The organism is Cohnella abietis, assembly GCF_004295585.1.
Lineage (GTDB): Bacteria > Bacillota > Bacilli > Paenibacillales > Paenibacillaceae > Cohnella > Cohnella abietis.
In genome coordinates, this window is sequence record NZ_AP019400.1 from 5,720,151 (window position 1) to 5,735,051 (window position 14,901).

The 14,901-nt window shown below is 43.4% G+C and carries 14 protein-coding genes and 1 pseudogene; 2 read left to right on the forward strand and 13 right to left on the reverse strand.

Annotated elements, in window-relative coordinates; all coding sequences use genetic code 11:
* The first annotated feature begins 25 nt into the window (after window positions 1–25).
* Window positions 26–613 (forward strand): adenylyl-sulfate kinase, encoded by a 588-nt coding sequence (gene cysC, locus KCTCHS21_RS25085; RefSeq protein ID WP_130614544.1) that lies wholly within the window; start codon window positions 26–28, stop codon window positions 611–613.
* Here the strand turns inward: cysC and KCTCHS21_RS25090 are convergent.
* The 12 genes and pseudogenes from KCTCHS21_RS25090 to KCTCHS21_RS25145 form a co-directional block, all read right to left on the reverse strand.
* Window positions 594–1,961 (reverse strand): glycosyltransferase family 4 protein, encoded by a 1,368-nt coding sequence (locus KCTCHS21_RS25090; protein ID WP_130614546.1) that lies wholly within the window; start codon window positions 1,959–1,961, stop codon window positions 594–596. The two genes, cysC and KCTCHS21_RS25090, sit on opposite strands and share 20 nt — an antisense overlap.
* Window positions 1,962–1,970: 9 nt before the next feature.
* Window positions 1,971–3,020: a glycosyltransferase family 4 protein gene (locus KCTCHS21_RS25095; protein ID WP_130614548.1), complete on the reverse strand. Its 1,050-nt coding sequence runs from the start codon at window positions 3,018–3,020 to the stop codon at window positions 1,971–1,973.
* 22 nt (window positions 3,021–3,042) lie between these two features.
* Window positions 3,043–4,185 (reverse strand): class I SAM-dependent methyltransferase, encoded by a 1,143-nt coding sequence (locus KCTCHS21_RS25100; protein WP_130614550.1) that lies wholly within the window; start codon window positions 4,183–4,185, stop codon window positions 3,043–3,045.
* Entirely contained in the window at window positions 4,185–5,438 is a 1,254-nt protein-coding gene (locus KCTCHS21_RS25105; RefSeq protein ID WP_232058269.1) for an ABC transporter ATP-binding protein, read from the reverse strand. The genes KCTCHS21_RS25100 and KCTCHS21_RS25105 overlap by 1 nt, the downstream gene beginning before the upstream one ends.
* A gap of 21 nt (window positions 5,439–5,459) precedes the next feature.
* Entirely contained in the window at window positions 5,460–6,236 is a 777-nt protein-coding gene (locus KCTCHS21_RS25110; protein WP_130614552.1) for an ABC transporter permease, read from the reverse strand.
* A gap of 57 nt (window positions 6,237–6,293) precedes the next feature.
* Window positions 6,294–6,912: pseudogene (locus tag KCTCHS21_RS25115) on the reverse strand (GDP-mannose 4,6-dehydratase).
* Window positions 6,839–7,201, reverse strand: a complete 363-nt coding sequence (locus KCTCHS21_RS31845) for a glycosyltransferase family protein (RefSeq protein WP_232057959.1) — start codon at window positions 7,199–7,201, stop codon at window positions 6,839–6,841. Before KCTCHS21_RS31845 ends, KCTCHS21_RS25115 begins: the two are co-directional and overlap by 74 nt.
* A gap of 881 nt (window positions 7,202–8,082) precedes the next feature.
* On the reverse strand, window positions 8,083–8,394 hold the full coding sequence (locus KCTCHS21_RS25125) for a winged helix-turn-helix domain-containing protein (RefSeq protein WP_232057960.1): 312 nt from the start codon (window positions 8,392–8,394) through the stop codon (window positions 8,083–8,085).
* A gap of 915 nt (window positions 8,395–9,309) precedes the next feature.
* Window positions 9,310–10,848 (reverse strand): 23S rRNA (uracil(1939)-C(5))-methyltransferase RlmD, encoded by a 1,539-nt coding sequence (gene rlmD, locus KCTCHS21_RS25130; RefSeq protein WP_130614554.1) that lies wholly within the window; start codon window positions 10,846–10,848, stop codon window positions 9,310–9,312.
* Complete coding sequence (locus KCTCHS21_RS25135; RefSeq protein ID WP_408621819.1) at window positions 10,845–11,783, reverse strand: diacylglycerol kinase; 939 nt, start codon at window positions 11,781–11,783, stop codon at window positions 10,845–10,847. Before KCTCHS21_RS25135 ends, rlmD begins: the two co-directional genes overlap by 4 nt.
* 65 nt (window positions 11,784–11,848) lie before the next feature.
* Entirely contained in the window at window positions 11,849–12,691 is an 843-nt protein-coding gene (locus KCTCHS21_RS25140) for a sirohydrochlorin chelatase (RefSeq protein WP_130614559.1), read from the reverse strand.
* 158 nt (window positions 12,692–12,849) lie between these two features.
* A complete protein-coding gene (locus KCTCHS21_RS25145; RefSeq protein WP_130614561.1) occupies window positions 12,850–13,173 on the reverse strand; it encodes a YerC/YecD family TrpR-related protein in 324 nt (107 codons plus the stop codon).
* Between the two features lie 227 nt (window positions 13,174–13,400).
* On the opposite strand from KCTCHS21_RS25145, the gene KCTCHS21_RS25150 reads away from it, so the two are divergent.
* Window positions 13,401–13,823, forward strand: a complete 423-nt coding sequence (locus tag KCTCHS21_RS25150) for a hypothetical protein (protein ID WP_130614563.1) — start codon at window positions 13,401–13,403, stop codon at window positions 13,821–13,823.
* A 69-nt stretch (window positions 13,824–13,892) separates the two neighbouring features.
* Here the strand turns inward: KCTCHS21_RS25150 and KCTCHS21_RS25155 are convergent, their stop codons facing one another.
* Window positions 13,893–14,837: a DUF1861 family protein gene (locus KCTCHS21_RS25155; protein ID WP_130614565.1), complete on the reverse strand. Its 945-nt coding sequence runs from the start codon at window positions 14,835–14,837 to the stop codon at window positions 13,893–13,895.
* Window positions 14,838–14,901 lie beyond the last annotated feature (64 nt).

Below are 14,901 nucleotides of genomic sequence, written 5' to 3' on the forward strand. Positions count from 1 at the left end.
TACTATCTTTATAGGAGTGAACAATTTGGAACCGAAGTCTGCAAATATCACCTGGCAACACTCTACGATTAAGAAAGAGGATCGTAATAAACTCAACAAACATAAGAGCCGCGTGTTATGGTTCACAGGGTTATCCGGGTCAGGGAAATCAACGCTCGCATTCGCATTAGAACAACAGCTATTTCGCCGCCATTATCGAAGCTATGTCCTAGATGGTGATAACATCAGACACGGAATTAATCGCGACCTAGGTTTCAGCCCCCAGGACCGTACAGAAAATATCCGGCGGATTGGGGAGGTAGCAAAACTGATGGTCGATGCTGGACTCATCGTCATTGCAGCGTTCATTTCTCCGTATGAACAGGACCGCTCTATGGTTAGAACTTTGTTTGCTGATGGGGAATTCATTGAAGTATTTATTGATTGTCCGATTGAAGAATGTGAAAGGCGTGACGTTAAAGGACTGTATAAAAAAGCACTTGCCGGTGAAATTCCAAATTTCACAGGTGTATCCGCCCCCTATGAAATTCCTCAGAATCCCGATATTATTATAGATACTAGCCAGCTTTCAATTGGAGAATCCGTTCGAAAAATTATGGATTATCTCGATTAAAAACACCAACAACTTCATTCGCGAATCGTTGCAGACTTTCTTCTAAGGAAGTCTGCCCTGTTCCAAATTCCATAACCTTCTCCGTGTAGTTTTCTATTACTTTCTCCAAACTAATAAAAACGTTCGCTTGCTTGCTTTCAACGATTTCATCAACGAGATTAGCATACTGGTCCGCACATATTTGCAATGTATGATGACGATTAACGAACTCAAGTACTTGTTTCTGAATCATGTGCTGATCGGACTCACAAATTTGTACAATAGCCTTCGCAATAGCACTCACTTCACTATCATCATAACCAACTTTGTGTACGATCTCGGCTGGAAACTCACCAAACGAACCGATGTTCGTCGCAATAACGGGCTTACCATGACCAAGTATCTTCAACAAGCTGGCCGAGCTCTCACCTTGGGTAGGGTAACGTAAATTCACACAAATATCTGATGCTGCAATATACGTCTCGAACTCGTCCAACTTAACATATCCAGTAATAATCACATGATCTTGAAGACCGTACTGCTTTACCATTTCTCTCAAATGATAAGAAGTGGCTACTTCTCCAACAACATAGTATTTGAAACGCTTTAATTGTTTGTTTTTCTTTAGATAACTTAACACTTCAATCACTTTATGTATTCTTTTCGTTGGATTTGCATGCCCCAGTGACGCAATCACAATGTCATCGCCTGCTATACCTAGCGCCTGTCTAGCTGCCTCCTTCTCCTGTTGTAAATCTTCTAATCTGCTTACATGCGTACTCGGCATTGGAACCGAGAAAATCGGCACATAAGAAGCCTGGTCTCTTAGGAGCTTATTCGCAAATTCCGAATGCACGATTACAGCTTGAGCGCGATTCAGAATTCTTAAATTTAACGGGTAAGTCAAGGACGCCGTTTCCCATAACGGACGGATTTTATTAGACAAAAATCGTCGCGCTTGTTCTAAACCATTGTCCACATGACTATACAACATTTCATCACAATATTGTTCGTTGTGCCCTTGAGCTAATGTTTTCGAAGCAAAAAAATGATGGAGCGAATAATCATGAAGAACGACGATACCTGGATAACGAAGAAACAGATCATAAATCTCACGATGCGCTTCATAATTGTTACCCATATGGTAGATGATTATATCGTATGCTTCGTTACGATACTTCCTCTCAAACTCTGAGAAAAATCGAACTGAAAATTCACTCTTAATACTCTCATTTTCGAGTACGAATCCCGTGGGAACATAGAGATCGATTTCAAAGCTTTTTGCCAAATAAGGAAGAATATCTTCACTATAGTCCGATATTCCCGATCGAATCGGATTCAAAGGAGAAAAGTACGCAACTTTTTTCAAGAGTTTCACCTACCTTAGTGTAGCTGTTAATTGATCAATGACATGATCCCAAGAAAAGTGGTCTACAGCGAGCTGACCATTATAACCGAGTTCTTGCGCAGTCGCAGCGCTCCGACCCAATTTATTAATTGCCTCTGATACATCATTTACAGAATTAGCTACAATACCAGAATGTTCATGTTTTACGAACTCCAGCACACCACCTGAATCCGCTAATGTAATTACTGGTTTACTGGATAAAAAAGCTTCTAGCGTCACATATCCGTAGTCCTCATCGTAAGGAGCGAAATATACGGCTGTACAATTCGCATATAACTCCAGCAATTGCTTATCTTCAACAAACCCTAGAAACTCCACTCGGTTTTCGAGATTCAGACTCGCAACTAAACGCTCTAGATTTTCTCTCTCAGGTCCTTTTCCAGCAATCACACATTTCATGCTAGAATCCGTGTTTTTAAGCGCCTTAATAAGAAGATCTATTCTTTTAATCGTATCCAATCTTCCAACAGACAAAATATATTTATCGAACTGAGAACAATAGTAGTGACCTACATGCTTAGGCGGATGGTATAACGTCTCTGCCTCAATCCGGTTAAACTTACGCAAACGATCCGTTACATTATGTGCTATCGAAAATATTTTCTTCGACTCCGTCAACGTATTCGTATCGTAGCGCATTATTAATTCTCTAAGCGCTAGACTTTCGGCCGAATGGCCATAGGAGCTATACTCCGTGCCAACCAATTCATACACCTGTCGATACTGATGAACTAGCCATGTCACTTTATTGGGATGTGTAATCCCGTATGAAGGAAACTTCGTAGCAATCACTAGATCGATCGATTCCCCATTGCTTTCACTTATATCCGTTAATCTCCAGTTCAACATACTTTGCACAAGCTGCTGATCCGGATACCACTTAAATGGTAATGCAATAATCTCTGAATCGTAATTGCGCTTAATCAACTCGCTTTGTAGAGACTCTACGAGTAATTCGGCGCCACCTCTCACAAAAGGGACTTGTGCATGACATATCGCAACCTTCTTTTTTCTTTTCATGTTAAGGCTTCCCTTCATTTCATTATTTAATTGCGATAATAGCATAGTCCCTATTTCCATAGAGTAGTGCATGAACCTGCTCAAGATAGGCTTGCAGCAATCTCGATTCTTCGTTATTCGAAGTCAGTAACGGTGGACGGAATTCAACAGGAGCTGAATCTCTACGTTCAACATTCGAATAGCCTATCTCTTTCATAATAAAACGAAGTAATTCCGGGTGTACTAAATTTACATGAGTAGGGTCTAGATAGTAAGAGTAGTTTACTGCCACTACCGTTTCTACGTTAATTGTCTCAACAATAGCAACACCCTGGGGTTTCAATACTCGGAAAATCTCTTTGAGAAGCGGCATGTATTCCTCATAGGATAGATGCTCGATAACTTGCGCCATAAAGATCCCATCGTAAGTTTTATCGTCAACCGTAGCCAAATGTTCAAGCACATTGGCATGATGCACATCATAACCTTTGTTCTTACAATATTTCACCATGTCCGCATTCAAATCGATACCGCTTACAGAAACACCTTCACTCTGAAGTAACTGTATAAATTCGCCTCTACCGCAACCAATGTCAAGTACATTCTTCTTATTACCAAAATACGGAAGATACTGTCGTTGGCGTTCAATAATAGACGCTCTCGTACCACGAAATTGATCTTCGAATTTTACATAATCAATTCTACTTTCCTCAACCTTCGCTTTTCTGTCTGCTTCAGCAGCTAGTTGCTGAGTACGTTCCATCTCTAACTGCAGAATACGCCCTTGTAACACCGAAAGCTCTTCATCTAACTTCTCATTTAGTGCATTCAATGCCCTCGTAACACTTGCATTAAACTCACGTTGTTTATGAAAAGCATTAGATACATACCCGCGTAATAACTTGCGCGCGATTTTTTTTCCAAACACAATCAATTTGCCAATCACTGGACGATGAGAGGTGATCTCATACTCAGGATTGACATTCCATAATTGATTGACCAGACCAAGCTCAACGACCAACTGACTTTGTTCATTATGTTGACTACTACCTTGATCCTCATGCTGTTTATTTACTTGATCCTCATGCTGTTTATTTACTTGATCCTCATGCTGTTTATTTACTCGGTTCTTAACGTAGTACATAGATCTTCGGATGTCTTCAACATCAAACTTTAGATTGCTCATCAACTAATCACCTCAACAGCCCAATGATGCTTTAATCGTGCTATCCCTTCATCCTTAACATCGGATGATACTTGAAAGTTAAATTGTTTACTTAGATAGTCATAGGGCTCATTTTTATTGGGATGTAAAACCGCCACATCCAACATATAGGTTCCGGGAAGTAAGGATAGTTCTGAAAATTCACAGCTAATAACACCTCGTGAACCTAACTCCTTGATCGTGAATCTATCTATCTTTGTGTTCGTTGCATAACAACAAATATTCTCCGACGTAAAAAATCCAATCCCAAAAGAGACCTCCTCAAAAGCCTCATTCACCTTGTATTCAATTAAAATGCTCATGCTTGTACCTGTTCGAAAATCTTTACGACACACTTTACGGTCATCCATTAATTTAACAGCAGTAATCTCAACCTTGCGATTACCCACTCTTGGCGAGAGTTCAGAAGCTTTTGTAGAAGGGTACTCTATCCGGTTGTTCTTCTCCAATTGGGCCAATTCAGCTTCTTCCTCCAGTAATCTTGCATTCTCCCTCTCCGAAAGTGCCTGCATATACTTCATATTCACCATTCTTGGGTTACCGTCATCCATAATTTCGCCATCGCTAAGCCATATTGCACGATCACATAACTTCTCTATAATTCCTCCATTATGTGCCACAATCACAATGGTTGTTCCTTTAGTCTTTAGTTCCTCAATTTTATTAATACATTTATTTTGAAAAGCTGCATCTCCTACAGCTAATACTTCATCGATTAACATAACGTCCGGTTGGATACTTATCGCTATCGAGAATGCTAATCTCATATACATTCCAGATGAATATATCCGAACTGGCTGATCAATATACTCTTTTAATTCTGAGAACTTAATGATTGCTTCCATGCGTTCATCGATTTCTCGCTTTAATAAACCAAGAACAGAAGCATTCATATATATATTTTCTCTACCGGTAAAGTCAGGATGGAACCCCGCTCCTAGCTCTAATAAACTAGATACTCTTCCCTTAACAATAACTTCACCTTTATTAGGATACAAAATTTTGGTCATCAACTTCAGTAAAGTACTCTTACCAGAGCCGTTCCTTCCAATTAAAGCAACACACTCGCCTTTTGAAATCGTAAGGTTAATATTTTGAAGGACCCAATGCTCCTTACTATCATTCTTACGTATCTTTAACAAGCGCTCTTTGAGCGTATTAGATTTATCCCTATAATTCTTGAATTTCTTAGACATTTGTTTAATCTCAATCACATGCAAGCGTCAGTACCTCCCTTATAGTTCCTCAGCAAAGTTCCGCTTCAGCCGACTAAATACTAACCAGCCAATGAATAACAAAATAAACGCAATGATAAAGCCTACACCAACTGCGTACCAGTCTAAATTGCGGTGATAATAAAAAATATCTTGATAAGATGCAAAAATGGATACAACCGGGTTGGCTTCAAATATAGATTGATACTTTTCTGGTATCAACGAATTAGGGTAAACAATTGGAGTGAAGTAGAACCAGGCCATCATCAACGCACCCAAAATATGCTCAACATCTCTGAAATAAACCGTCACAGCGCTGACAATCAGTGATAAACCCATAGTGAAAATAAATTGCAATAGCAGTACGATTGGGAAGTACACAACATGATAGGAGAAGTTAACTCCAACTATCCATATAGCGATGCACAGCACAATCATCCCAAACAAATAATTGACAATTCCTCCGATGACATTCGATAACGGAAGGACTTCATGAGGAAAGTATATCTTCTTAATCAGATTCGAATTGCGCCTCACAGCGCCTGCGCTAGAAAGGATTGAGCTGGAGAAATTTAACCAAGGGAGCAAACCAATAAACATGAATATCGCATAGTGCTCCACATTCATTCGCATTACAGTCGTAAAGACGACCGTATATACAATAAGGGTCAGCAACGGGTTAATAAACGTCCAAAGAAATCCTAAGACCGAACCTTTGTAGCGGGTTCGTAAGTCTGACAGTACCAGACTCTTGAGCATTTGCCGATAGGCGTAGAGTTCCTTAGCTTTCTTAATCATTCCTTTAATTCCCCTTAAACATTAAATAGGGGAGCTAGGCCCCCATAACAGCTTATTTTAAGCTCCCACAAGCTTTGCCTGACGATTCAATCTCAGATCATTCTCAACCATTAACCGAATCATTTCTTCGAAACCTACTTCCAACTTCCAGCCGAGCTTCGTCTTCGCTATTGTGCAATCTCCTAGCAGTAAATCTACCTCAGCAGGTCGAACAAACTTAGGATCGATAACCACATAGTCTCTCCAGTTCAACTCTGCATGACCGAACGCAATCTCTACAAGTGCCTGTACCGTATGTGTCTCACCCGTCGAAATGACGAAATCTTCTGGCTTATCGACCATATACTTTAGCAACACCGTATGGACTACGTGGATAGAATGGAGTCGTTTCTTTCTGCGGCGTTTCTACTGCCTTACCGAACATCTCACTGCTAGATGCTTGATAGAACCTAGCATCTAGCTGAGATGCTATAACTGCACGAGCTATGGAACCTTGATCCATTAAATCTCCATCGATGAATTCAACTTCCTTCGCTATATGGTCAATATTATCCATCATCGGCATGCTTGTTCGACGACGCAGTCCATACACCTTGTAGCCCTTATCCAACAATAACTCGGCTAAATACGAACCATCCTGCCCAATAATTCCTGTAACTAATGCACTTTTTTCCATCTTCGTTCCCCATCTCATTGAAAAATGATAAGTATTCTTCAAGTTGCTGAGAACGAAGCTCATTAAGCAACCTCTTGACTTCTTGTGCTTTGTCTTTCGCACAAATCAGTGTCACGTAATCCCAGCCTAATCGACATGGAATGACATAGATGTCATCTACCTTCTCCATAATACCATAGTCAATCGATTCTTCCGGCATTTTGATAAACTCAGGCTTAATTACAGTCTCCTCAACAGGCTGTCCTAGTGCTACCTGTATGGTCGACAATATATCATACACTGCTGGCAAATATTAACCTTTAGTAATCACCGCTTGTTTCAATTTTTTTCTCATATGTTGCGGTATGAACAGTATTATAAACTTCTTACAAGGAATCGCTAAATTAGTAACTCTATAATAATCTATATTTGCCTAATAAGGGTAAGATTTTGTCGAATCGCCTCAGATAATGTCACAAAGCCATCAACTGCTTTATCCATTCACTTGCTAGGTCGTTCGCTTGGCTAAGCTTTTTATATACCGCAGAATCTTCTAGACCTATTTACGTAACGAAGCAACATCGTACAAAGCGAGTTGTTGGTCCTGAACCCATCTTCTTCATTATAGGGTTCTGCCGCATTCAGCTTACCGTAAATTCAAAACCCTTACATTAGCTGGAGGTGCTAAAATCAATGGAGCAGTGGTAAACTCATGTTTTATTTCGAACGTCTCATTCGCGGCATCTCGGTAATACAGAGTCGCTTCTTGTACCATGTTAGGCGTCAAACCTGTCACATAATGACTGAACTTATCTGGCGTAAAGCCAAAGAGTTCCGTCTCGAATAGGTGTAATGAATAACTTACAGCTCCATCAATTGGGTCCCATTCTAAAGTAGCTGTCGTATCCGTTATATCGACTGCTTCAAACCTGGGAACCTCCTCACCAGTTGAAGCTGTGACATTCCTATCACCTGACGAAAAAACATACTAAATACCATCGTGAAAATTAAAACTAGAAAATATTTTTTTCATGAATATTCTCTCAACGATTTTTTTCCTTTTATCTTAACATGGTAGATTAGCCCATTAGTGAAACATAAAGAAAACTTTAAGTTCGTAAGTGGAATGAACAAAAAATGGGTCAACAGCGTCAAGTAATGCCTAAGCGCCATTGTCCCATTTTTTTATGTTCAAGCTTGCAACGCACTTCTGGCAACCAGCATATACCCCGTCCCCCAAATCGTAACAATCCTCTCAGGATTGGCAGGGTCAACCTCGATTTTCTTGCGTAAGTTACTGATGTGTACAGCGACCGTTCTCGTATCCTCCAGACTCTCTGTTCCCCAGATGAGCTGAAACAACGCATCGACACTAACGGCACGATTAACGTTTTGTGCCATATAGGACAGTAGACTGAACTCTTTTTTCGATAAAAAGATAGGTTCGCTCCCCATATTGACGGAATGTACGTAGAAATCAAGCGTTAAGCCAGGTAGCTCCAATAGTTGTTCCTTTCTACTCTTCGAAGATGAGCCTTGATCTTGGCCATGAGTACTCCTGGACTAAACGGCTTGGTCACGTAATCGTCGCCGCTTAACTCGGAATAAAAGCTGGTAAAGGTGCTTTGGAAAGACTAGCGGAATATTCTCCATCAGATGCGTTATGCTTGGCATGTTCTTACTGGCGTTGCTCACTTATCTACACAAACGAAAATAACCCGCCCAGGTTAACGGCCAAGGGAACGGGTTAATTTCTCTGATTCTTTGGAGGTTTCCCATCCAATAATTTGTTTTACTTCTGTTCAAAATGAATAAACTCCTGCTAAAAAACAGCCCTTCAACCCGCATTCCACCGTTGCCCTCATAAATAAACTCTTGCTACAAAACACTCATTCTCCCAATTTTTTACCCAACTTTTTCTATCACAACTTTATTAAAATCTGAATAATATCTTGATATAAATACAGGGGAAAAGCAGTCAAAAGACAGAGAATTCAAAGGAGAATCGGGGTAATGTGAGAGCTAAAAAATCAAGAGAACGAGCAGATATAAACGAGTAGGAAAAAAATCGATAAGAGATACGGGGAGAGATCTGAGACGACCTTCTGAAGCAGGGGGAAAAATCCGGGGGAATCCTGAAAAATGTATATGTGGATTGGGATTGGAGGACTTTTATAAGCGAGAGGAAAAGTCGGAGAAAAGGATTGGGAGAGCATTTGTGTGACGTGAAGAAGGATCCTGGAGAAAAGAAAAGCCGAACGAAATTCAGGGGAAATGCCTGAATTTCGTTCGGCTTGAGCATAACACTTGTAGGAGGGTTGAAGAAATAAAATGGTGTGTCATTTGCATCCATTCCCCGCTGTTATCACATCTTTATTCGATTTTTAGCACGGGTTTATTACGAATATCACGGGTATATTAGGGGGTTACATCTATTCGTTGCATTCCTACCACACACTCCACATGTGCCGTATGAGGGAACATATCCACTGGCTGAACCTCGACGGTTCGATAGCCCCCATCCTCGAGTAGCCTCAAATCTCTCGCTAGTGTCGACGGGTTACACGACACATAAACGATACGTTTGGGCTGAAGCTCCAGCATGGAGGTTATTAATGCGATATCACAGCCCTTGCGCGGGGGATCGACGACGATGACGTCGGGGGTAATTCCTTGTGCTTGCCATCTAGGCATCACAACCTCAGCTTCACCCACAGCGAATTCCACATTAGGGATACTGTTCACTCGTGCGTTCCGACGTGCATCCTCGATGGCTTCTGGGATAATCTCAACGCCATATACTCGAGCAGCGTGCCTCGCAAGGAATAATGAAATCGTCCCTGCTCCGCAGTAAGCGTCAATCACTGTCTCTTCTCCGGTCAATGCGGCATACTCCACCGCTTTACGGTACAGCTGCTCTGTCTGGTCCGGGTTCACTTGGAAAAAGGAACGCGGAGAAATCGCAAACTGGATGCCGTCAATCTCATCATAGATAACGTCTTCTCCCCACAGCACCTTCGTCTCTTCTCCGAAGACGACGGGTGTTGCAGCGGTATTCACGTTCTGGCATATGCTCACGACACCTGATACCTTTTCCCTAATCAGGGCAACGAGCTCAAGAGCGTGAGGGATATCGCGTCCGTTCGTGACTAGAACAACCATGCGTTGCCCAGTTGTCTTCGCATGACGAACGACGACATGACGAAGCAGACCTCGGCCTGTAGCACGATTGTAGGCACTTATATCTAACAGTCTTGCCGCTTGCTTCACCGCACGGACGGTTTCTTCGTTCTCTTCCTGCTGGATAAGACAAGCGTCCATCTCCACGATATCGTTGCTACCTTGCTCATAGAATCCACCGATTAGCCGTCCAGCAGACATCCCAAGTGGCACCTGAGCTTTATTGCGATAACGCCATGGCTCACTCATCCCTATTGTTGAATGAACGAGAACAGACGAACGAGAGGAAGCAGCGCCTTCTTTATTTTGCAAATCAGGTTCCCCAGCAACAGAGAGCTTCCCGATTCTCACTAAATTGTCCACCACATGCTGTCTCTTCCAGCGAAGCTGCTCCATGTAATCCAAGTGCTGCAGCTGGCATCCGCCGCAAGTGTCATAGATGGGACAAGGAGCACTGCGTCGTCCTGCACTGGGTACGAGCACTTCCGTCATCCGAGCTCGTCCGAACGACTTGCCGATGCTCATGACTTCCGCTCGCACCTTCTCCTCTGGAAGCGCGCCACGAATAAAAAGGGTATAGCCCTCAATCCGGCCTACCCCTTCTCCATCATGCGTCAATCCTATAATATCGCATGTAACCTGCTGTCCCGCAGCAACAGGAACTCCAACAATATTAGCTGGAGCCCTGTTACCCGTTGTTCTTCTTTGCCCAGTTGGGCTTTTATGAGACGAATGCGTATGACTGCTCCTGCTGCCCTTGCCTTTCCATCCACTCATAGCTGCAATGCCCGCCCTGCTCCGTTTTTCCGATAAGAAGAAATACCGAGCTCATCCACGATAACGTTAATATGCGCAGGCAGTAGCTGAAAGGTACAGGGCAGCGTACCCCCGAACTCTCCGTCCACATTAAGCTGCACACGATGATCTGATTCCACAACTACCTTATTCGTCTGAAAATGAAGAAAATGGGAATCGTTTAGAACAGGCTCTCCGCGCATGACTAATGTTGCGATACGAAGAAATTCTGCTATATTACATTTACGCAAAGCAAGTACATCGAATACGCCATCGCTCGTGCTTGCATCTGGGGCGAGACGATCGAATCCCCCTACAGAGTTGCTGTTGGCTATTAAGAAGAGCATAAACTCCTCGTCATAATCGCCAATCCCCTCGGCTGATATCCGCATTCGAGTAGGATGAAGACGCGTAATTTTCTCCAAGCCCTTCATATAATAGGCAAGTTGGCCAACCATCGTCTTCAGCTTGCTAGGTACATCATAAGACAGCTCTGTCAATGAGCCGCCACCTGAAATATTAATGAAATAACGATCATTCGCCTTCCCCACGTCCACTGGAGTCGTATGACGACGAGTCAACAAATCGCACGCATGCTCCCACTTACGAGGAATGCCGTGCGCCCGTGCGAAATCATTAGTCGTTCCTAACGGCAAAATACCTAGCGATGGCCTGCGCTCATGGTCTGACATCCCATTAACGACTTCATTAAGGGTACCATCTCCGCCAGCTGCAATAATCATGTCGAAGCCGCGTTCCACCGCGTCTGATGCAGCTTTAATGGCATCCCCTTTAGCTTCTGTAGCATGACAGGATGTTTCTATGCCGCCTCGTTCAAGGCGCTGTAAAATTGCTGCTAGCTTGCGTTTGACTTCCTCCCGGCCAGAAGTCGGATTATATATTAACCGGGCTCGAATCGTATCCAACAGGATCCCCTCTTCATCTCACGTTCAATCGCTAATCATTATTTACTTTTATTTTATCACTTTTGTAAATTCTCTGCCCACTCTCGAGCGCGCCGAACGATCCAGCTGCTTACTTCGGGATGGGGCATTAACGCTCGACCCTCATAACGGTAAGCTTGCGAAGGCATTGATTTCTCCAAGCGACGTGGTACAGCCTCTTTCGTGAAATAACCTTCGCTTAGGAATAAAGGCAGAATCAAAATATCATTATGAGTATTGTTAATTCTTAGCTGTTTCAAGCGCTCTGGAACCTGATTCGGTAGCAATAATGCAGTTGAACAAGTATGATAGCCGCCTAATTCCGTCAATCGCTTAGCAATAGCAGCAAGACCCTGTTCCCATGCTTCCTGGAACCCCGCCTCTTGACTACCGTGCCCGACAAGTAAAATACTTTCTTGAGAAGGATCATGAGACATTTCTCTTAATCTATCCAGAACAATGCTTACGAGCTCCGAATCGTCATCCATCGGCTTACCATAGCTGAGACTAAGTCCCGTTGAAATCTGTAGCTTCTCCAAATCCGTCTCAAGCTTCGGCTCCGGATAGGCACCAAGCGCCCAACCAATCTCATCAACATGAGTGCTACCTGAGGATATGAACAGTGGAAGTGCAAGCACATGAGTAATTCCTGCAGCCTCTAGCCTATCAATCCCGTCTTGAATGAGTCGCCCCTCCACCAATTCAAGGAATGCGGCCTCTATGTGTAGTTCATCACCTAATAAGACACGAGCAGCCTCAACCGCCTCGTCCACGAGAGCGACCCAGCCGGCTTCTCGCGACCCATGGCTAATAACCAGTAAGCCTGGCTTCATGAAAGAGCTTGCCCCTTTCTTTCCTGACTGTTCCATCTTCTTATTCATGCTAGCGAAACGTTAACACAATGTCAACGTTTGACATCATCCCGACACAAAGCAGCAATTCAAAGATTAAGGCTAACCATCTCGGTCATCTAAGACCTTAATGGTTAGCCCAATCAATTGCCTATTATTAATGCATTCACGATAATTAGCAACGCGATTTACTTGCTTGTCGCAGGCTTCTCGTCAGAGCCAAAACGACCTAAGCGCTCCAAGGAAAGCTTATATCCGTCATTCCCATAATTAAGGCAGCGTTTCACACGAGAAATGGTCGCCGTGCTTGCTCCCGTCTCTGTTTCAATTTGGTTATAAGTATGTCCTTTTCCTAGCATACGGGCAACTTCAAGCCGTTGCGATAAGGATTGAATTTCATTTACCGTACACAAGTCGTCGAAAAACACATAACATTCCTCAACATCCTTAAGAGTTAGAATAGCCTCGAATAATTGGTCTATCGATTTATCATTCAGCTTCTTCAGTTGCATAAGCTCACACCCTTCCTATTTCCCGTACATTATGGACCGACTTGCATACAATGCCACTGGCATGCAAGCTCCAACACACTTTGTTTCAATTGTACTGCGTTCCTGCTAATAGTTCAAGCATCACCGTAGTCACGCATTACAGGGGTAAAATATCTCATCTTCTAGGCATGCGTCCATGCCCGTTTCGTTGACTTCTCATAACATAATACTAAAAAGGGTGTGACTTCATGGACGAACAGCATTCTTCTTCCCAGAACGGTTGGTCATCAGGCTTCTTCGGACAGGATCAATTCCCTGGCATTGAGCAAACAATCCCCAGCTCTCCCGAAGTCATTAATCCAACCGTCATCCCTGCCAAAACAGCTGTTACACCTGCCACCAAAAGCAGTCTCCCTTTCAACATCTCCAACCTAAGCGACATCAAAGGAATTGTTGAACGCATGGGCGGAATCGAAGGGGTCATGGCTAACTTAGGCAAGTTCCAGAAATTCATGGCTACCATGCAGCAAATTGCCCCAATGATTAAGCTATTCATGGGCAATAAAGGCAAATCAGCCGACACGAACAAGGGCTTTACCCCCCGCAAGAGAACGCCCGTGCGTCGTCGCTCAGGCAAATCACGTGCGCGGAAGCCCGCCAAACGGCGCTAAACATCCTTTGTTTAGCAAAATCTTAAAAGGAGCTCATCCCGCAAGCCAGCGGAATAGCTCCTTTATTGTTTAACCTTCATACTCTAGAAATGGATCGGGGATAACGATAACATGGGCCTCGGCATCACTGACACCCGTATACAAAGATGCCGTTCCATCCTTATGGCGTACAAGTCCCCCGCTGAAAATAACATCCTCTAAATCAGGTCTTTTGGCTGGACCATCCGGGAACATGCTCCTTGTGGCGATAAGCTTAATTGGAGTATGCCGTTGATTCTCCGGATCAAACGCAAATACCATGGGATAGTAATGCCGAATGTTATTCTCTTCCATGCGAGCAATATGTCCGAGCACTCCTATCATACCTCCAGGCAACAAATGCGCTTCATTCGCCCCTCCCCATTCCTCGGGAAGAAACTGATTACGAAGTAAATCTGCACCGGATATGACCTCCTCGGTCATTTGTTCCAGCGTATCTATTTCCACATATCCGATCAACGCGCGAGCGCCGTCTACTTCCATCGGACGCGTAAACACACCGATTCGGCCATCATTAAGCTCAACTAATCGGATATCCTTCATCGTTAGAGGCCCTTTGGCAAATGGCGCCAGCTCATTAACAGAATGCCCCCGATAAAACACAGTACACCATGAGGTTACATAGTGCGGGTCGTCCCCGTCAAAATAAACCTCAACACCGCCGAATACGAGCTCGTCACCTATAAAGGTGAAGAAAGGATCCTGCAAAGCGAATATGGGTGCACCATTTCTCGGTTTCCATTCCCCTTTACGCTCGACAAAGAACATCACTTCTGACGATTCCTTGTCCCTATCCTCTACCCGCCCAGCAATAACCAATTCCCCATTGTCCAGGAACGGAGCGCTTATATTATAAACGTCACGGGTACCCACTCCTGAGAAAACAAGCTTTTTCCCGGTAGAAAATGAGTTGATCGCAGTGAACTCCGTTAATAAATCGACGCTTGATTTGGCCTGATCTGTGTATGCAAGCATGGGTGTCCTCCAGACTAAATAGAGATGAAACTTCCATACTCTATTGTAGTAATCTCGGGCGTTC

Coding starts and splice junctions, on each gene's coding strand:
- KCTCHS21_RS25095 (WP_130614548.1), bottom strand. CDS start 3,020: ATGAAAAGAAAAAAGAAGGTTGCGATATGTCATGCACAAGTCCCTTTT.
- KCTCHS21_RS25100 (WP_130614550.1), bottom strand. CDS start 4,185: ATGAGCAATCTAAAGTTTGATGTTGAAGACATCCGAAGATCTATGTAC.
- KCTCHS21_RS25110 (WP_130614552.1), bottom strand. CDS start 6,236: ATGATTAAGAAAGCTAAGGAACTCTACGCCTATCGGCAAATGCTCAAG.
- rlmD (WP_130614554.1), bottom strand. CDS start 10,848: ATGAGTGGATGGAAAGGCAAGGGCAGCAGGAGCAGTCATACGCATTCG.
- KCTCHS21_RS25140 (WP_130614559.1), bottom strand. CDS start 12,691: ATGAATAAGAAGATGGAACAGTCAGGAAAGAAAGGGGCAAGCTCTTTC.
- KCTCHS21_RS25145 (WP_130614561.1), bottom strand. CDS start 13,173: ATGCAACTGAAGAAGCTGAATGATAAATCGATAGACCAATTATTCGAG.
- KCTCHS21_RS25150 (WP_130614563.1), top strand. CDS start 13,401: ATGGACGAACAGCATTCTTCTTCCCAGAACGGTTGGTCATCAGGCTTC.
- KCTCHS21_RS25155 (WP_130614565.1), bottom strand. CDS start 14,837: ATGCTTGCATACACAGATCAGGCCAAATCAAGCGTCGATTTATTAACG.